This window comes from Enterobacter sp. kpr-6 (genome assembly GCF_900116015.1).
Classification (GTDB): Bacteria; Pseudomonadota; Gammaproteobacteria; order Enterobacterales; family Enterobacteriaceae; genus Enterobacter_D.
In genome coordinates, this window is sequence record NZ_FOYH01000002.1 from 387,077 (window position 1) to 405,330 (window position 18,254).

Sequence of the window (18,254 nt, forward strand, 5' to 3'; positions counted from 1 at the left end):
CTTCCCATCGGTGTTGTGTTTACGGTCTTATAATTTAATGTACTTATTTCATGCAGTTACGGCGATATGTCTCTCTTCAAACGAGGCCCGTAGACGGTGGGCAAACGCCAGCGCGTGTTCTCCGTCTCCGTGCAGGCAGACGGTCTGCGCGTTCACGCTCACCCAGTTGCCATGGACGCTTTTCACCCGCCCGGCAATCACCATCTCCAGCGTTTGCGCCAGCGCCTCTTCTTCGTCTGCAATTAATGCGCCAGGCTGGGTACGCGGCACCAGGCTACCGTCGTTCTGATAGCCCCGGTCGGCAAAGACCTCTTCACGGGTGGTGAGCCCGTAATGCTGCCCGGCGCGGATCAGATCGCTTCCGGCAAGGCCAACCAGCATCAGTTCAGGATCAAAATCATGCACCGCGCGGGCGATAGCATCCGCCAGCACCGGATCTTTCGCCGCCTGGTTGTAGAGCATCCCGTGCGGTTTGACGTGCTGCATCTTTCCGCCCAGCGCCTGGGTCATCGCCGCAATCGCACCAATTTGATACAGCATTTGCGCGTAGATCGTCTCCGGCGGCAGGTACATCGCCGTGCGGCCAAAGTTTTCCCGATCGAGGAAGCTCGGGTGTGCGCCAACCGCCACGCCATTTTTTAGCGCCTCAGAGATACAGGCGTGCATGGTCAGCGCGTCGCCGGCGTGAAAACCGCAGGCGATGTTGGCAGAAGAAACCAGTTTCAGCAGTTCAGCATCGCTGCCGAAGCCTTCGCCAAGATCGGCGTTTAAATCAATGTTCATCACGTAGCCCTCTGCTCAGTTGATCCAGGAATAGCCGCTGCTCGCGTCGCGCTTTCAGCGCCTCTTCCAGCGTGCACTGAACAAAGTGCACCGGATCGCCTAAGCGGATTTGCGCCAGATGGTACATATCCGCTTCAATAATGCAGGCGATGCGCGGATAACCGCCCGTCGTCTGCGCGTCATTCATCAGCACAATCGGCTGACCGTTATGCGGGACCTGGATCACGCCCGGCAGTAAACCGTGCGACAGCATCTCGCGGTTTTCTTTGCGCGTCAGTTGCGGCCCCTGTAAACGGTAGCCCATACGGTTACTCTGTGGGTTAAGCTGCCACGGTAAACGCCAGAAAGATTCCTGCGAAGCGCGCTCAAAGGACTGGTATTCCGGCCCCGGCAGTGCGCGGATCCGGTTGCCCCACAGCAGTTGTTTCACCCCCTGCGGGCCGCTAAAAGAGCGGGTGGCGGCGCAGATCGGTAAGTTATCGCCATCTTTTAACAAGCGCCCTTCAAACCCACCGATGCCGACTTTGATATCGGTGCTGCGCGAACCCATGACGATCGGCACGTCGAAGCCGCCCGCCACCGCCAGATAGCTGCGCATCCCGTGCAGCGGGCGCTTGAGCACCAGCCGCTGTCCGGCGCTAACCGCGTGACGCCAGCCGGTCCAGACCGCTTTCCCGTCAAGCTGCGCGTCGCATCCGGCCCCGGTCAGGGCGAACCAGCCGTCCTGGTCAAATTCAAATTCACACTGGCCGAGGGTGATTTCCAGCGCGGCAGCGTCGGCGGCATTGCCCACCAGCGCGTTGGCGATCTCAAGCGCGGGCGCATCGAGCGCGCCGCAGTAGCTGATCCCGGACTGGCGCAACCCAACGCGTTTGCCCCCCTGCACCGAGGTGTGCATCCCCGCGCGAATAATCTTTAGCATACGCCCTCCTTTTGCGGCACGAAGCGTACCGTGTCACCCGGCCGCAACAGCACCGGGTCGGCGTTTTTCGGATCGAACAGGGCCAGATCGGTGCGGCCAATTAACTGCCAGCCGCCCGGCGTCGCCAGCGGGTACACCCCGGTCTGCGCGCCACCGATGCCCACCGATCCGGCAGGCACCATCAGGCGCGGTTCGGCGCGACGCGGCGTCACCAGTTGTTCCGGCAGCCCGCCGAAATAAGGGAACCCCGGCTGGAAGCCGAGGAACCACACCACGTAATCCACCGATGAATGCAGCTCAACGACCTGCTTTTCGCTCAGCCCGCAGTGGCTGGCGACCACGCCCAGATCCGGCCCGGCCTCTTTACCATAGACCACCGGGATCGTAATTGAGCGGGCGTCCGGCTCCAGCGCATCGCTCTCCTCCCACCAGCGCTGGAGTCGCTCAATGGCGTCCAGCGCTTTGGCCTGCGGATCGCGCAGGACGACGGTGACATTATTCATACCCGGAATGACTTCCACGACGTCAGGCACGTCCACCACTCGCTGGGCCAGCCGCCAGATTCGCTTCTGGCTTGCCAGCGTGACCGGCGGTTCAAGCTCCAGTACCACCGCCGTTTCGCCTAACAGATAACAACGCGCTCTCTGCACTTTCTTCCCTCGCATCAGGCTGGATTTGGAATATCAATAAAGGTCACATCAAGATCGGTATTTTCAGTGAGCCACTCGCTCAGGGCGCGAATGCCGCCGCGCTCGGTGGCGTGGTGGCCCGCCGAGTAAAAATGCAGCCCCTGCTCGCGGGCGGAGTGAATGGTTTGCTCGGAGACTTCGCCGGTAATAAAGGCATCAACGCCAAAACGGGCGGCGTTATCAATAAAGCCCTGACCGCCACCGGTGCACCAGGCCACGCGTTTCACCACATCCGGTCCGGTATCGCCGCACCACAGCGGGCGGCGGCCCAGGCGTGCTTCAATCCACGACGCCAGCTCTAAACCCGGCACCGGGATCGCCAGTTCGCCCCACGGCACCAGCTCTTCCACTTCGCCCATCACCGTGATGCCGAGCAGTTTTGCCAGTTGCACGTTGTTGCCCAGTTCCGGGTGCGCGTCGAGCGGCAAGTGCCAGCCGTAGAGGTTAATGTCGTTCGCCAGCAGGGTTTTTAAGCGATTACGCTTCATGCCTTTGATGACCGGCGATTCGTTTTTCCAGAAATAGCCGTGGTGTACGATGACCGCATCGGCCTGCTGGCGCACGGCTTCATCGAGCAGCGCCTGGCTTGCGGTGACGCCGGTGATAATCTTTTTAACCGTATCGCGCCCCTCAACCTGCAATCCGTTCGGGCCGTAGTCTTTGAAGGCCGCGCTGTTGAGTTTTTCGTTAATCAGGCTTTCCAGTTCGGTATTTTTCATCATCACTCTCTTCTACGCTTGTCGGGCGGCTTCGTACGCCGCCAGCGTGGCGGCGCGTGCCTGTTTGTGATCGACAACCGGGCGTGGATAGTCCAGTTTTTCGCCCCGCTTGTCGGCCCAGGTCCAGGGTTCGTGCAGGGATTTCACCGGCACGCTGGCCAGTTCCGGCAGCCAGCGGCGGATAAACTCACCCGTGTGGTCAAACTTTTCCCCCTGGGTGGTGGGGTTAAAAATGCGAAAGTACGGCGCAGCATCGTTGCCCGTTGAGGCGGCCCACTGCCAGCCGCCGTTGTTGGCCGCCAGATCGCCGTCAATCAACTGAGAAATAAAATAACGTTCTCCGGCGCGCCAGTCGATAAGTAAGTCCTTCACCAGAAAACTGGCGGTGATCATCCGCAGGCGGTTATGCATCCAGCCGGTTGCGTTAAGCTGGCGCATCGCCGCATCCACAATAGGGTAGCCGGTATTGCCCTGCTGCCAGGCCTGCATATGCGCGGCGTTATCCTGCCACTGCACGCGTTCCGTCCAGGAAATAAACGGGCGATGCTTACAAAGTTCCGGGTGATACGTCATCAGGTGACGGTAAAACTCGCGCCAGATCAGCTCGTTAAGCCATACCGCCCCCGCGCCGCCGTTCAGCGCATCAGGTTGCTCTCTGAGCAGGCGATGCAGGCACTGGCGCGGCGACAGCGCACCGATGGCAAGACATCCGGATAAACGGCTGGTGCCATCAATGGCCGGGAAATCACGCTTTTCCTCATATTCACCCGCCTGCTGCTGACAGAACGCCCGCAGCCGCGCAATGGCCGCTTTTTCATCGGCGGGGAATAACTCAGCATCAAAATCCTGCTGCGGATAATTGAAAGTAATGGTGGCAGGCGAATCGGTCAGCGCCCCGCTCTCCCGAACGGCGGGCGCGGTTACGCACTCAGGCAGATCCTCACGCAGACGGCGCAAATAGGCGTTTTTATAGGGCGTAAAGACTTTATACATCTGCTGATTGCCGGTCATGATGCTGCCGGGGGCGAGCATCACGCTGTCGTCAAAGCCCTGGAACGCCACGTCCGGCAGCGCGTTTTCCACCGCGCGATCGCGCTGGCGCTCGTTGATTTCATACTGATAGTTGTAAAAAAGATGGCTCACCTGATGAGCGGCGCAGACCTCTTTTACCGCCTCAACGCTGGCGGCAAAATCGTCCACTTCTTTGAAAATTAACGGGATGCCGAGCTGCGCCAGTGACCGTTGCAGCCCGTTGAGATGGGCGGCGATGTAAGCGGCCTGGCGCGGAGCCATTTGATGGGATGCCCACTGCGCTGGCGTGGCAATATAAAGTGCTAAAACCGTGGCGTGACGGTCGCGGCAGGCCGCCGCGAGCGCAAGATTATCGTTCACGCGTAAATCGGCGCGAAACCAGACCAGATGCGTGGTCATAACTCTCCTGAATTAATGCCCGTAGCGCAGACGCAGGGTTTCCGGCCACGGATCAAAATAGCGTTGCCCGGATAAATAAGCGTCCGGGTATTCAGCCATATAATGTTTCAGTAATGTTACGGGCGCAAGCAACGGCTGATTTCCCTGGCGGTAACGGTCGATCAGCGAGGCGAGTTCTTCGCGCTGACGGGCGTTAAGCTGTTTGCGGAAATAGCCCTGCACGTGCATCAGGACGTTGGTGTGATTGCGCCGCGTCGCCTGGTGGGAGAGGAGATCCATCAGACGCAGGCGGTATTCAACAAACCACTCCTCAAGGGATTCCCATTCATGGATGGCGGCGACAAAGCGGCCCAGTTCGCGGTATTTAGGCTGTGAATGTGCCAGCAGCAGGAGTTTGTAGCGGCTGTGGTAAGCGATCAGTTCGCCGCGCGTCAGACCGCGCTCGCGCACGCCGTTAAGTTCATGCAGGGCGTAGATACGCTCGACGAAGTTCTCACGGATCAGCGGATCGTGCAGCCGTCCGTCTTCCTCGACCGGCAGCCAGGGGTAGGTTTGCATCAGTATTTCGGTGTATATCCCGCGCCCGGCTTTGCGGTTGTTGTTGCTGCCTTCGTCGTAGATCCGCACGCGCTCCATGCCGCAACTGGGCGATTTGGCGCAAACGATGTAGCCACACAGGTGTTCGAAAGCGGCGATGCGCTTATGCGAGAACGCGGTCATGTCCTCGGTCAGATCGCCTTCGCTCTGGTTGCTAAAGCGCAGCGCAGTGTCCCCTACTTCCGTTTTCACCAGTCGCAATGCGGGACGCGGAACGGGTAATCCAATGGCCATTTCCGGGCAAACGGGTTCAAAACGCACCCACGGTGAGAGCTCCTCAACGGCAAAAGTCAGCCGCTTATGCCCCCCGTCAAAACGGACTTGTTCCCCCAACAGACAGGCACTGATACCAACCGGGATTTTCTCACTCATAGCGACTCCTTATCATCTTCGGGATAAGTGTAGCCTGCGGGAGGGGTAAATAGCGATGGGAAGACCCCTCACCCCGGCCCTCTCCCCTGGGGAGAGGGAGAAAAGCGGGCACCGTGCCAATCCCCCCTCTCCCTCAGGGAGAGGGTCGGGGTGAGGGTCTGGTTTCCCTCTCTCCCTCAGGAAGAGGGTTAGGGTGAGGGTCTGGTTTCCCCCTCTCCCTCAGGGAGAGGGCCGGGGTGAGGGTAAAAAAAAGCCGCCAAATCAGATTTGGCGGCTTTTTCACTTCTTGCTGTGCGTGCTTTGTTTTTTTAGTAGAAATCGCAGGTCGCTTTTTCGGCCTGATCCATCCACACCGGCTTATCGCTGGTCTTCGCCCAGACGCGGTGCAGATAGCTGTAAAAACGTGCCCGATCTTTCCAGAACAACATCACTGGCAGGGCAACAATGCCGACAACAATAGCAAATGCACGGCGGGCAAGGACCACATGTGCAGGAAAATCTGTATATAAAGACATAAGCTCCCCCTTTTAGATTGGCTGGCAATATTCGCCGGAAATATGAATTTGTTAACTGGTCAAAATAATACCGTTTTGTTTGTAATTTTACTACTCATCCGACCACTATTTTCTATTCATTTAGTGAATATTTACACTTCCCGCGTAATTAAGTTACAAAACGGTTAAATAAATACTAACCACCAGTTAAATTAGGGATTTAGCATTTTTATACTTTTTTTACGCCCGCCCTCCTGATTTTTGCAAAATCTTTGCGCCTGAAAATCTACCTTCACTGCATATCAAAATGACACCTGGAGGTGGAGTGTGAGTGCAGGCGTAATAACCGGTGTGGTACTGGTTTTCCTGTTGTTGGGCTATCTGGTTTATGCCCTGATCAACGCGGAGGCCTTCTGATGGCGGCCCAGGCTTTTTTACTGATTGCATCTTTTATGCTGGTGCTGCTGGCGCTGGCGCGGCCCACTGGCGCACTGCTGGCAAAACTGATTACGGGCGCACCCTTGCCCGTGGTAGGCGGCGTCGAGCGCCTTATCTGGCGCGGACTGGGAATAGAAACTCAGGCGATGAACTGGCGGCAGTATTTGCTGGCGCTGTTGTACCTGAACCTGTTCGGGCTGGCCGTTTTATTCATCATATTAATGATTCAGGGCATCCTGCCGTTCAACCCGCAGCAGTTGCCGGGGCTCTCCTGGCACATGGCGCTGAATACCGCCGTCAGTTTTGTCACTAACACCAACTGGCAGTCCTATGGCGGTGAAAGCACGATGAGCTATTTCAGCCAGATGGTCGGGCTGACGGTGCAAAACTTCCTCTCTGCCGCCACTGGTATTGCGGTGATTTGCGCGCTGATCCGCGCCTTTGCTCAGCACAGCCTCAATACGCTCGGCAACGCGTGGGTGGATTTGACGCGCATTACGCTGTGGGTGCTGCTCCCCCTCTCCCTGCTGCTGGCGCTGTTTTTCATCCAGCAGGGCGTGCTGCAAAACCTCTCGCCGTACCAGCCGTTCACGTCCCTTGAAGGGGTGAAAAACCTGTTGCCGATGGGCCCGGTCGCCTCGCAGGAAGCGATTAAAATGCTCGGCACTAACGGCGGCGGCTTCTTTAACGCCAACTCGTCGCATCCGTTCGAAAACCCCACCGCCCTGACCAACTTTGTGCAGATGCTGGCGATTTTCCTTATTCCCACCGCGCTGGTGTTTGCCTTTGGTGAGGCCGTGAGCGATCGCCGTCAGGGACACACCATCCTCTGGGCGATGTCGATCATCTTTATCGTGTGCGTGAGCCTTGTGATGTGGGCCGAAGTGAGCGGTAACGTCCAGTTCACCCTGCTCGGCGCAGACAGCACGCTGAATATGGAAGGTAAAGAGAGTCGCTTCGGCATTCTGGCGAGCAGCCTGTTTTCGGTGGTGACGACGGCGGCTTCGTGCGGCGCGGTCAACGCCATGCATGACTCCTTCACCGCGCTCGGCGGGATGATACCGATGTGGCTGATGCAGATTGGCGAAGTGGTGTTCGGCGGCGTCGGTTCGGGGCTGTACGGGATGCTGCTGTTCGTGCTGCTGGCGGTGTTTATCGCCGGGCTGATGATTGGCCGCACACCGGAATACCTCGGCAAAAAAATCGATGTCCGGGAGATGAAAATGACCGCGCTGGCGATCCTCGTCACCCCTGCGCTGGTGCTGCTCGGTACCGCGCTGGCGATGATGACCGACGCCGGGCGCGCGGGGATGTTAAACCCCGGTCCGCACGGATTCAGCGAAGTGCTGTACGCCGTGTCGTCAGCCGCGAACAACAACGGCAGCGCCTTCGCGGGCCTCAGCGCCAATACCCCGTTCTGGAACTGCCTGCTGGCGGTGTGCATGTTCGTCGGGCGCTTCGGCGTAATCATCCCGGTGATGGCAATTGCCGGTTCACTGGTGGTGAAAAAACGCCAGCCCGCAAGCAGCGGCACCCTGCCGACCCACGGCGCGCTGTTCGTCGGTTTGCTGATTGGCACCGTGCTGTTAGTGGGTGCGTTGACCTTTATTCCCGCGCTGGCGTTAGGCCCGGTCGCAGAACATCTTTCATTACGTTAAGGCGCACATGATGAGTCGCAAACAACATGCCCTGTTCGAGCCTGCGCTGGTTCGCCAGGCACTTTTAGCCTCACTGCAAAAATTAAGCCCGCGCGTGCAGTGGCGTAACCCGGTGATGTTTATCGTCTGGGCGGGCAGCGTGCTGACCACCCTGCTCACGCTGGCGATGGCATTTGGTTCTTTGCCTGGCAGCGCCGGATTTACCGGGGCGATCAGCGTCTGGCTGTGGTTTACCGTGCTGTTCGCCAATTTCGCCGAAGCCCTGGCGGAAGGCCGCAGCAAAGCCCAGGCCAACAGCCTGAAAGGGGTGACCAAAACCGCCTATGCCCGCAAGCTGCATGCGCCGAAACACGATGCCGCCTTCGACCGCGTTCCGGCGGGCGATCTGCGCAAAGGCGATATCGTGCTGGTGCAGGCGGGGGACATTATCCCCTGCGACGGCGAAGTGATTGAGGGCGGCGCGTCGGTGGATGAGAGCGCCATTACCGGGGAATCCGCGCCGGTTATTCGTGAATCCGGCGGCGATTTCGCCTCGGTCACCGGCGGCACGCGCATTCTGTCGGACTGGCTGGTGATCCAGTGCAGCGTCAATCCGGGTGAAACTTTCCTCGACCGGATGATCGCCATGGTTGAAGGCGCGCAGCGACGCAAAACGCCGAACGAAATCGCCCTGACCATTCTGCTGGTGGCGCTGACCATTGTGTTTCTGCTGGCAACGGCGACCCTGTGGCCGTTCTCGGCTTACGGCGGCGCGGCGGTCAGCGTGACGGTGCTGGTGGCGTTACTCGTCTGTTTGATCCCGACCACCATTGGCGGCCTGCTGTCTGCGATTGGCGTGGCGGGCATGAGCCGGATGCTGGGGGCGAATGTGATCGCCACCAGCGGGCGGGCGGTGGAAGCGGCGGGTGATGTGGACGTGCTGCTGCTGGATAAAACCGGCACTATCACCCTCGGCAACCGCCAGGCGTCGGACTTCCTGCCCGCGAACGGTGTGGATGAAAAAACGCTGGCCGATGCCGCACAGCTCTCGTCGCTGGCGGATGAAACCCCGGAAGGTCGCAGCATTGTGATCCTCGCCAAGCAGCGTTTTAACCTGCGCGAACGCGATGTGCAAAGCCTCAATGCCACCTTTGTCCCCTTCACCGCGCAAACCCGGATGAGCGGCATCAACATTCAGGATCGGATGATCCGCAAAGGGTCGGTGGATGCGTTGCGTCGCCATATTGAAGCCAATGGCGGCCAGTTCCCGGCAGAGGTCGAGGCCATTGTTGAGCGCGTTGCCAACCTTGGCAGCACGCCGCTGGTGGTAGCGGAAGGGGCGAAAGTGCTTGGGGTGATTGCCCTCAAAGACATCGTGAAAGGCGGCATTAAAGAGCGTTTTGCTCAGTTGCGCAAAATGGGCATTAAAACGGTGATGATCACCGGCGATAACCGGCTGACCGCCGCCGCCATTGCCGCCGAAGCGGGCGTGGATGATTTTCTCGCAGAAGCGACGCCGGAAGCGAAGCTGGCGCTGATCCGTCAGTACCAGGCCGAAGGACGGCTGGTGGCGATGACCGGCGACGGCACCAACGACGCCCCGGCGCTGGCCCAGGCGGACGTGGCGGTGGCGATGAACTCCGGCACCCAGGCGGCAAAAGAGGCGGGGAATATGGTCGATCTCGACTCCAACCCCACCAAGCTGATTGAAGTGGTGCACATCGGCAAACAGATGCTGATGACGCGCGGTTCGCTCACTACGTTCAGTATCGCCAACGACGTCGCCAAGTATTTCGCCATTATTCCGGCGGCCTTTGCTGCGACCTACCCGCAGCTTAACGCCCTGAACGTGATGCACCTGCACTCCCCCGCGTCGGCAATTTTAAGCGCGGTAATTTTTAACGCGCTGATCATCGTGGTGTTGATCCCGCTGGCGCTTAAAGGCGTGAGCTATAAACCGCTGACCGCTGCCGCCATGCTGCGCCGCAACCTGTGGCTGTATGGATTAGGCGGGCTGCTGGTGCCGTTTGTCGGCATCAAACTTATCGATCTGCTATTAACCCTGCTGGCTCTGGTTTAAGAGGAAGTTAAAGATGGCACTGTTACGCCCTGCTTTTATATTGCTGATATTTCTAACGTTAATCACCGGCGGGCTGTATCCGCTGCTCACCACTGCGCTGGGTCAGGCGCTGTTTCACGACCAGGCTAACGGCTCGCTGATCCGCATTGAAGACGCGGTGCGCGGCTCGCGGTTAATCGGCCAGGACTTTACCGCCCCAGGATATTTTCACGGTCGACCGTCCGCGACTTCAGATTCGCCTTATAATCCCATGGCATCCGGCGGCAGTAATCTGGCGGGTAGTAACCCGGCGCTGAGTGACGCTGTGCGCACGCGGGTAGCCGATCTGCGCGCCGCCAACCCGCAGGCCAGCCGTGAAGTCCCGGTTGAACTGGTCACGGCGTCCGCCAGCGGGCTGGATAATGCGCTGTCGCCTGCCGCCGCTGCCTGGCAAATCCCGCGCGTGGCGCAGGCCCGCGGGCTTTCCACCACCGAGGTCTCCCGGCTGGTGGCAGAACACACCGCCTCGCCGCTGATTAATTTTACCGGCGAGCCGGGAGTGAATATTGTTGAGCTTAATCTCGCGCTGGATGCGCTACAGGATCATCCCTAAATGACAGACGAGCCGTTGCGCCCCGATCCCGATCGCCTGCTGGCGCACACTGCCCAGGCCCAACGCGGCAAGCTGAAAGTGTTTTTTGGTGCCTGTGCGGGCGTCGGCAAAACCTTTGCGATGCTGACCGAAGCGCAACGGCTGCGGGCGCAAGGGCTGGATACCTTAATTGGCGTGGTGGAAACCCACGGGCGCAAGGAGACGGCGGCGCTGCTGGCGGGGCTTGAGACGCTCCCCGCCCGGCGCATCGCCCATCGCGGGCGGCATCTGGAGGAGTTCGATCTGGATGCGGCCCTGGCACGGCGTCCGGCGCTGATCCTGATGGACGAACTGGCGCACAGCAACGCGCCCGGTTCGCGCCACCCAAAACGCTGGCAGGACGTTGCCGAACTGCTCGACGCCGGGATCGACGTGTTCACTACCGTTAACGTCCAGCATCTGGAAAGCCTGAACGATGTGGTGAGCGGCGTGACCGGCATTCCGGTGCGGGAAACCGTGCCGGACCCGTTTTTTGACGCCGCCGACGAAGTGGTGCTTGTGGATCTCCCCCCGGACGATCTGCGTCAGCGGTTACACGAAGGCAAAGTCTACATTGGCGGCCAGGCTGAGCGGGCAATTGAGCATTTTTTCCGTAAGGGCAACCTCATCGCCCTGCGCGAACTGGCGCTGCGCCGTACCGCCGACCGGGTGGATTCGCAAATGCGCGCCTTTCGCGATCTCAAAGGCGAGGAAAAAGTCTGGCACACCAGGGACGGCATTTTGTTGTGCATCGGGCACGGCGGCGGCAATGAAAAACTGGTGCGCACCGCCGCCCGCCTCGCCGCGAAGCTCGACAGCGTCTGGCACGCGGTGTATGTCGAAACCCCCACCCTGCATAAACTCCCGGAAACACAGCGCCGCGCCATTCTGCGCGCCCTGCGTTTCGCCCAGGAACTGGGCGCGGAAACTGCCACCCTTGCCGATCCGGCAGAAGATAAAGCCATTACCCGCTACGCCCGCGAGCACAACCTCGGCAAAATTATTATTGGTCGCCGGGAGCGGCGGCGCGGATGGCTGAGCGGATCGTTCGCTGACCGTCTCGCCCGCCGCGCGCCGGATCTCGATCTGCTGGTGGTCGCGCTGGAGGATAAACCTGCAACGGAGACCGCGCGCACTACTGACGACAGGCCGCTGAAAGAAAAATGGCGCGTGCAGTTTCAGGGCTGCCTGGTGGCGGCCGTGCTGTGCGCGCTGATCACGCTTGTTGCACAGCACTGGCTGGTGGCGTTTGATACTGCCAACCTGGTGATGATTTATCTGCTCGGCGTGGTGATTGTGGCGCTGTTTTACGGGCGCTGGCCGTCGGCATTTGCCACGGTGATCAATGTCGTCAGTTTTGATCTCTTTTTTATCGCCCCGCGCGGCACGCTGGCAGTTTCCGACGTGCAGTATTTGCTGACGTTTGGCGTGATGTTAAGCGTCGGGCTGTTGATCGGCAATCTGACGGCGGGCGTGCGCTATCAGGCGCGGGTGGCCCGTTACCGCGAGCAGCGCACCCGCCATCTGTATGAGATGTCGAAAGCGCTGGCGGTCGGGCGCAGCGAGCTGGATATCGCCCGGACCAGCGAGGCGTTTATCCACTCCACTTTCCAGGCCAAAAGCCAGTTACTGCTGCCCGATGCCTCCGGCAAACTCGCCGCGCTGACCCGCGCGCCGGGTATGACGCCGTGGGATGACGCCATCGCCCAGTGGAGTTTTAACAAGGGCCTGCCCGCCGGTGCAGGGACCGACACGCTGCCCGGCGTGCCCTATCTGATTTTGCCGCTAAAAAGTGCCGATACCACCCACGGGCTGATGATTGTGGAACCCGCGAACCTGCGCCAGCTTATGATCCCGGAACAGCAACGGCTGCTGGAAACCTTTACCTTACTGGTGGCGAGTGCGCTGGCGCGGCTGGCGCTCACCACCCGCGAGCAGCAATCCCGCCTCGCCCACGAGCGTGAAAGCCTGCGTAACGCCCTGCTCTCCGCGCTTTCCCACGATTTGCGCACGCCGCTGACGGTGCTGTTTGGGCAGGCGGAAATTTTGACGCTGGATCTGGCAAGCGAGGGATCAAAACACGCGCCTCAGGCCAGCGAAATTCGCCAGCACGTGCTGAACACCACCCGGCTGGTGAATAATTTGCTCGATATGGCGCGCATTCAGTCCGGCGGATTTAATCTCAATAAAGAGTGGCTCACGGCGGAAGAAGTGATCGGCAGCGCGCTGCGGATGCTGGAGTCGGTGCCGGGCGCGCGGCAAATCGCCCTCGATCTGCCCGATCCCCTGCTGCTCATGCACGTTGACGGCCCGCTGTTCGAACGCGTGCTGATCAACCTGCTGGAGAATGCGCTGAAGTATGGCGGCCCGGCGGCAAAAATCGGCCTCAGCGTGAAAATGCACGCCAGTCAGCTACAACTCACGGTGTGGGATAACGGCCCCGGCATTCCGCAAGGCGAGGAGACGCGCATTTTCGATAAGTTTGCGCGCGGGCATAAAGAATCCGCCATCCCCGGCGTCGGGCTGGGGCTGGCGATTTGCCAGGCGATTGTTGAGGTGCACGGCGGCACGATCGCCGCCGCCAACCGCCCGGAAGGCGGGGCCTGTTTCTGTGTTACACTACCGCCGGAATCGCCCCCGCAACTGGCTGAAATGCCGGAGGAATTGTGATTAGCGTACTGATTATTGAAGATGAACAGGCCATTGTGCGCTTTTTACGCACCGCGCTGGAGGCTGACGGCCTGCGGGTATATGACGCGGGCACGCTCAGTCGCGGGCTGCTGGACGCCGCCACCCGTAAACCCGATCTGGTGATCCTCGATCTCGGTTTGCCGGACGGTGACGGCATTGATTTTATCCGCGATTTTCGCCAGTGGAGCCAGGTGCCGGTGATTGTGCTGTCGGCCCGCAGCGAGGAGTTTGACAAAATTGCCGCCCTCGATGCAGGCGCAGATGATTATCTCAGTAAGCCTTTTGGCATCGGTGAATTGCAGGCGCGTTTGCGGGTGGCGCTGCGCCGTCACGCCAGCGACAGCCCTGCCGATCCGGTGGTGACCTTTTCTGATATCCGCGTCGATCTGGCCGCACGCCGCATCACGCGCGGCACTGAAGAGATCCACCTCACGCCGATTGAGTTTCGCCTGCTGGCGGTGCTGCTCAATAATCACGGCAAAGTGCTAACCCAGCGCCAGTTGTTAAGCCAGGTGTGGGGACCGAATGCGGTCGAGCACAGCCACTATTTGCGCATTTATATGGGCCACCTGCGGCAGAAACTGGAAAACGACCCGGCGCGTCCGCGTCATTTATTAACTGAAACCGGTATTGGTTATCGCTTTATGCTGTAAATAATATAGCTAACTTGCACGATAAATTATTTCCCGATTTATTTAAAAACCTCACCCAATATATTCCACCGGATAATTCCATGAGGTAATTCTATGGAATAATACCGCTCAGTTTTAATTTAATTATTTGTTTTTATCTGAATCCATTTCACAGAAAAGCCCTTTTCCGGCGTTAGAATAGCGCTGCACTGAAGCACTTAAATTTCGTTATTTTTAAACAGGCAGCATGCCTACGGGCGACTATTGCCTGAAAGAGAGAGAATTATGAAAAAATTAAAAATTGCCATCGGCAATGGATGCCCACGCCCTTTTTTCACCGACCGTGAATTCGTTAATATTGATCACACCGATTTTGTCGATGTGGCGGCCATTGTTATTAACGCCATGGAATTAAACGATGGGGTATTAGAGCGTATTAACGCCACCGGTTTTGCGATTCCTTTATTTGTGACCGTCACCGGGGAACAGTGCGTTGAGGAAGTTTATTTACCGGCAATTACCGCCATATTCGATCTCAATGAATCCAGTGCGGAGTTTCACCAGCGCCAGCTTGAAACTGCCGCCCAGAAATATGAAAGCCAGCTCCTGCCGCCGTTTTTTCATGCGCTGGTGGATTACGTGGAACAGGGCAACAGCGCGTTTGACTGCCCCGGTCATCAGGGCGGGCAATTTTTCCGTCGCCACCCGGCGGGGAATCAGTTTGTAGAGTATTTTGGCGAGGCGCTGTTTCGCTCGGATCTGTGTAATGCCGATGTGGCGATGGGCGATCTGTTAATTCATGAAGGCGCGCCCTGCACCGCGCAACAGCACGCCGCGAAAGTCTTTAACGCCGATAAAACGTACTTTGTGCTGAACGGCACTTCGTCCTCAAATAAAGTGGTGCTTAACGCCCTGCTGACGCCAGGCGATCTGGTGCTTTTCGATCGTAATAACCATAAATCGAACCACCACGGTGCGTTATTACAGGCCGGGGCAACGCCGGTTTATCTGGAAACCACGCGCAATCCTTACGGCTTTATTGGCGGCATTGATGCGCACTGTTTTAATGAAGCGTACCTGCGGGAATTAATTGCTGAAGTCGCACCGGGACGGGCAAAAGATAAACGCCCTTTCCGTCTGGCGGTGATCCAGTTGGGCACCTATGACGGCACGATTTATAACGCCCGTCAGGTTGTCGATAAAATCGGCGCGCTGTGCGATTACATTCTGTTTGATTCGGCATGGGTCGGCTATGAGCAGTTTATTCCGATGATGGCGGATTGCTCCCCGCTGCTGCTGGAACTGAACGAAAACGATCCGGGTATTCTGGTGACGCAATCGGTGCATAAACAGCAGGCCGGTTTCTCGCAGACCTCGCAGATCCATAAAAAAGACAGCCATATTAAAGGCCAGGATCGCTATGTGCCGCACAAGCGGCTGAATAACGCCTTTATGATGCACGCCTCCACCAGCCCGTTCTATCCGCTGTTTGCCGCACTGGATATCAACGCCCAGATGCATAAAGGGCAAAGCGGGCAAAAGATGTGGATGGAGTGCGTCAAAAACGGCATTGAGGCGCGCAAACTGATCTTAAGTCAGTGCCGCCATATTCGTCCGTTTGTGCCGCACACCGTAAATGGCAAAGCCTGGGAAAGCTGGGACACCGAAACGCTGGCAGGCGACCGCCAGTTCTTCCACTTTGTGCCGGGCGAGCGCTGGCATGCGTTTGAGGGCTACGCCGAGCATCAGTATTTTGTCGATCCCTGCAAGCTGCTGCTGACCACGCCGGGCATTGATCCGCAGAGCGGCGAGTATGAGAGTTTTGGCGTTCCGGCTACCATTCTGGCGAACTTCCTGCGTGAAAATCATGTGGTGCCGGAAAAATGCGATCTGAACTCGATTCTGTTCCTGCTCACTCCTGCGGAAGATATGCCGAAGCTGCAACAACTGGTGGCGTTGCTGGCACGTTTTGAACGCTTACTGGAAGCCGATGCGCCGCTGGCCGAAGTGCTGCCGTCGCTCTATAAACAGCATCAGCAACGCTATGCCGGATACAGCCTGCGTCAGTTGTGCCAGGAGATGCACGATCTGTATGCGCGTAACAACGTCAAACAACTGCAAAAAGAGATGTTCCGTAAAGCGCATCTGCCGAAGGTGGTGATGAGCCCGCAAGAGGCGAATTACGCCTATCTGCGTGGACAGGTGGAGCTGGTTTCACTGCGCGATGCCGAAGGGCGGGTGGCGGCCGAGGGCGCGCTACCGTATCCACCGGGCGTGCTGTGCGTGGTGCCGGGCGAAACCTGGGGCGGCGCGGTGCTGGACTATTTTGCCGCGCTTGAGGAGGGGATCAATCTGCTGCCGGGCTTCGCCCCGGAATTACAGGGGGTCTATATCCAGGAGCACGACGGACGCAAACAGGTGTGGTGTTATGTGATTAAGCAGGGGTAATTGCGTAAAAAAATGCCCGGCAAGCCTGCGCCGCCGGGCATTTTCAACGCGTTCAGACTATCAGGCGTTTTTCAGCACTTCGCTGACAATCTCTACCGCTTCTTTCTCAATCAGCTTACGGTGTTCTTCGCCGAGGAAACTTTCACAGTAAATCTTGTAGGCGTCTTCCGTGCCTGACGGACGCGCGGCGAACCAGCCGTTGTCGGTCATCACTTTCAGACCGCCGATGGATGCGCCGTTACCCGGTGCAGCCGTCAGACGTGCGGTGATAGCGTCGCCAGCCAGCGTACTGGCGCTGACCATTTCCGGGGAGAGCTTCGACAGCGCTGCTTTCTGCGCGGACGTTGCGCTCGCCTGCAGGCGGTTATAGCTCGGCGCGCCAAAGCGCTCAGCCAGTTCGTCGTAATGCTGCTGCGGGTTTTTCCCGGTCACAGCGGTGATTTCAGCGGCCAGCAGGCACATGATGATGCCATCTTTATCCGTTGACCACGGCGTACCATCGAAGCGCAGGAAGGATGCCCCGGCGCTCTCTTCGCCGCCGAAACCAAAGCTGCCGTCATACAGACCGTCAACAAACCATTTGAAGCCAACCGGGACTTCTACCAGTTTGCGGCCCAGCGCGTCGACCACGCGGTCAATCATCGCAGACGACACCAGGGTTTTACCCACGGCAACGTCCTGGCCCCACTGCGGGCGATGCTGGAACAGATAGTTAATCGCCACCGCCAGATAGTGGTTCGGGTTCATCAGCCCCGCCGGGGTGACGATGCCGTGACGGTCGTAATCCGGGTCGTTGGCGAAGGCCAGATCGAACTTGTCGCGCAGTGCCAGCAAGCCCGCCATCGCACATTCGGAGGAGCAATCCATGCGGATCGCGCCGTCTTTATCGAGGTGCATAAAGCGGAAGGTCTGATCGACGTGATCGTTAACGATGGTCAGATCGAGTTTGTAATGATCGGCGATACGCTTCCAGTATTCGATGCCGGAACCACCCAGCGGATCCACGCCGAGCTTCAGGCCTGCTTTCTGAATCGCCGCCATATCGACGATTTCTGCCAGCCCTTCGATGAACGGCTGCACCAGATCCTGCTCTGTAATATGACCAGAGGCATAGGCTTCATCGAGAGAAAGACGCTTCACGTCTTTAAGGCCGCCTGCGAGCAACTGGTTGGCGCGATCTTCCACCACTTTGGTGACGTTGGTATCAGCCGGGCCACCGTTTGGCGGGTTGTATTTGATGCCGCCATCTTCCGGCGGGTTATGCGACGGGGTGATCACAATCCCGTCAGCCTGCGCGCCGCCTTTTTTGTTGAATTCAAGAATGGCGTTAGACACGGCGGGCGTCGGGGTGTAGCCATTGTTTTCCTGCACAATGATATCAACGCCGTTGGCGGCCAGCACTTCCAGCACGGAGATAAATGCCGGTTCGGACAGGGCATGGGTATCTTTACCCACGTAGCACGGACCGGTGATGCCGTTCTTCGCACGCTCTTCAGCAATTGCCTGGGCGATTGCCAGAATGTGCGGCTCGTTAAAGCTATGACGGCCCGCACTGCCACGGTGGCCTGATGTGCCGAATTTGACCGCGTGTTCTGCATTGCCGGATTCTGGCTTCAGAACATAATACTGTGAGGTAAGCTGGGCGACGTTAATCAGATCGCTTTGCTGTGCAGGTTGCCCCGCGCGTGGATGGTTAGCCATTGCCTGGTCC

The 18,254-nt window shown here is 58.5% G+C and carries 15 protein-coding genes; 7 read left to right on the forward strand and 8 right to left on the reverse strand.

Annotated elements, in window-relative coordinates:
- Positions 1 to 48: 48 nt before the first annotated feature.
- From pxpA to BM373_RS06570, 7 genes are all read right to left on the reverse strand, one after another.
- On the reverse strand, positions 49 to 783 hold the full coding sequence (pxpA, locus tag BM373_RS06540; RefSeq protein WP_090460629.1) for a 5-oxoprolinase subunit PxpA: 735 nt from the start codon (positions 781 to 783) through the stop codon (positions 49 to 51).
- Positions 773 to 1,705 carry a 5-oxoprolinase subunit PxpC gene (gene pxpC, locus BM373_RS06545; RefSeq protein ID WP_090460630.1) on the reverse strand — a complete coding sequence of 311 codons (933 nt, stop codon included), beginning with the start codon at positions 1,703 to 1,705 and terminating at the stop codon, positions 773 to 775. The genes pxpA and pxpC overlap by 11 nt, the downstream gene beginning before the upstream one ends.
- The gene (gene pxpB / locus BM373_RS06550; RefSeq protein ID WP_090460631.1) at positions 1,699 to 2,355 is read right to left on the reverse strand and encodes a 5-oxoprolinase subunit PxpB; all 657 of its coding nucleotides are present in this window, start codon (positions 2,353 to 2,355) and stop codon (positions 1,699 to 1,701) included. The genes pxpC and pxpB overlap by 7 nt, the downstream gene beginning before the upstream one ends.
- Before the next feature lie 14 nt (positions 2,356 to 2,369).
- Positions 2,370 to 3,113, reverse strand: coding sequence for a type 2 GTP cyclohydrolase I (locus BM373_RS06555; RefSeq protein ID WP_090460632.1), 744 nt, complete (start codon positions 3,111 to 3,113; stop codon positions 2,370 to 2,372).
- A gap of 12 nt (positions 3,114 to 3,125) precedes the next feature.
- The gene (gene phrB, locus BM373_RS06560) at positions 3,126 to 4,544 is read right to left on the reverse strand and encodes a deoxyribodipyrimidine photo-lyase (RefSeq protein ID WP_090460633.1); all 1,419 of its coding nucleotides are present in this window, start codon (positions 4,542 to 4,544) and stop codon (positions 3,126 to 3,128) included.
- Positions 4,545 to 4,556: 12 nt separating this feature from the next.
- On the reverse strand, positions 4,557 to 5,513 hold the full coding sequence (locus BM373_RS06565) for a YbgA family protein (protein ID WP_090460634.1): 957 nt from the start codon (positions 5,511 to 5,513) through the stop codon (positions 4,557 to 4,559).
- 308 nt (positions 5,514 to 5,821) lie between these two features.
- Positions 5,822 to 6,028, reverse strand: a complete 207-nt coding sequence (locus BM373_RS06570; RefSeq protein WP_090460635.1) for a YbfA family protein — start codon at positions 6,026 to 6,028, stop codon at positions 5,822 to 5,824.
- A gap of 306 nt (positions 6,029 to 6,334) precedes the next feature.
- On the opposite strand from BM373_RS06570, the gene kdpF reads away from it, so the two are divergent.
- The 7 genes from kdpF (at position 6,335) to speF (ending at position 16,543) form a co-directional block, all read left to right on the forward strand.
- Positions 6,335 to 6,424, forward strand: coding sequence for a K(+)-transporting ATPase subunit F (gene kdpF, locus BM373_RS06575; RefSeq protein ID WP_042392117.1), 90 nt, complete (start codon positions 6,335 to 6,337; stop codon positions 6,422 to 6,424).
- Entirely contained in the window at positions 6,424 to 8,103 is a 1,680-nt protein-coding gene (gene kdpA / locus BM373_RS06580; RefSeq protein ID WP_090460636.1) for a potassium-transporting ATPase subunit KdpA, read from the forward strand. The genes kdpF and kdpA overlap by 1 nt, the downstream gene beginning before the upstream one ends.
- A 10-nt stretch (positions 8,104 to 8,113) precedes the next feature.
- Entirely contained in the window at positions 8,114 to 10,162 is a 2,049-nt protein-coding gene (gene kdpB / locus BM373_RS06585; RefSeq protein ID WP_090460637.1) for a potassium-transporting ATPase subunit KdpB, read from the forward strand.
- 13 nt (positions 10,163 to 10,175) lie between these two features.
- Positions 10,176 to 10,754 (forward strand): potassium-transporting ATPase subunit KdpC, encoded by a 579-nt coding sequence (kdpC, locus tag BM373_RS06590; RefSeq protein ID WP_090460638.1) that lies wholly within the window; start codon positions 10,176 to 10,178, stop codon positions 10,752 to 10,754.
- Positions 10,755 to 13,442, forward strand: coding sequence for a two-component system sensor histidine kinase KdpD (gene kdpD, locus BM373_RS06595; protein ID WP_090460639.1), 2,688 nt, complete (start codon positions 10,755 to 10,757; stop codon positions 13,440 to 13,442).
- Positions 13,439 to 14,116 carry a two-component system response regulator KdpE gene (gene kdpE, locus BM373_RS06600; RefSeq protein WP_090460640.1) on the forward strand — a complete coding sequence of 226 codons (678 nt, stop codon included), beginning with the start codon at positions 13,439 to 13,441 and terminating at the stop codon, positions 14,114 to 14,116. Before kdpD ends, kdpE begins: the two co-directional genes overlap by 4 nt.
- Before the next feature lie 264 nt (positions 14,117 to 14,380).
- Positions 14,381 to 16,543, forward strand: a complete 2,163-nt coding sequence (speF, locus tag BM373_RS06605) for an ornithine decarboxylase SpeF (RefSeq protein WP_090460641.1) — start codon at positions 14,381 to 14,383, stop codon at positions 16,541 to 16,543.
- A 60-nt stretch (positions 16,544 to 16,603) separates the two neighbouring features.
- On the opposite strand, the gene pgm is transcribed toward speF, so the two are convergent.
- A complete protein-coding gene (pgm, locus tag BM373_RS06610) occupies positions 16,604 to 18,244 on the reverse strand; it encodes a phosphoglucomutase (alpha-D-glucose-1,6-bisphosphate-dependent) (RefSeq protein WP_090460642.1) in 1,641 nt (546 codons plus the stop codon).
- Positions 18,245 to 18,254: the final 10 nt, after the last annotated feature.

Bases quoted from the DNA above. Each gene is read 5' to 3' on its own strand.
- pxpA (WP_090460629.1), bottom strand. From the start codon at position 783: ATGAACATTGATTTAAACGCCGATCTTGGCGAAGGCTTCGGCAGCGAT.
- pxpC (WP_090460630.1), bottom strand. From the start codon at position 1,705: ATGCTAAAGATTATTCGCGCGGGGATGCACACCTCGGTGCAGGGGGGC.
- BM373_RS06555 (WP_090460632.1), bottom strand. From the start codon at position 3,113: ATGAAAAATACCGAACTGGAAAGCCTGATTAACGAAAAACTCAACAGC.
- phrB (WP_090460633.1), bottom strand. From the start codon at position 4,544: ATGACCACGCATCTGGTCTGGTTTCGCGCCGATTTACGCGTGAACGAT.
- BM373_RS06565 (WP_090460634.1), bottom strand. From the start codon at position 5,513: ATGAGTGAGAAAATCCCGGTTGGTATCAGTGCCTGTCTGTTGGGGGAA.
- BM373_RS06570 (WP_090460635.1), bottom strand. From the start codon at position 6,028: ATGTCTTTATATACAGATTTTCCTGCACATGTGGTCCTTGCCCGCCGT.
- kdpA (WP_090460636.1), top strand. From the start codon at position 6,424: ATGGCGGCCCAGGCTTTTTTACTGATTGCATCTTTTATGCTGGTGCTG.
- kdpB (WP_090460637.1), top strand. From the start codon at position 8,114: ATGAGTCGCAAACAACATGCCCTGTTCGAGCCTGCGCTGGTTCGCCAG.
- kdpC (WP_090460638.1), top strand. From the start codon at position 10,176: ATGGCACTGTTACGCCCTGCTTTTATATTGCTGATATTTCTAACGTTA.
- kdpD (WP_090460639.1), top strand. From the start codon at position 10,755: ATGACAGACGAGCCGTTGCGCCCCGATCCCGATCGCCTGCTGGCGCAC.
- speF (WP_090460641.1), top strand. From the start codon at position 14,381: ATGAAAAAATTAAAAATTGCCATCGGCAATGGATGCCCACGCCCTTTT.
- pgm (WP_090460642.1), bottom strand. From the start codon at position 18,244: ATGGCTAACCATCCACGCGCGGGGCAACCTGCACAGCAAAGCGATCTG.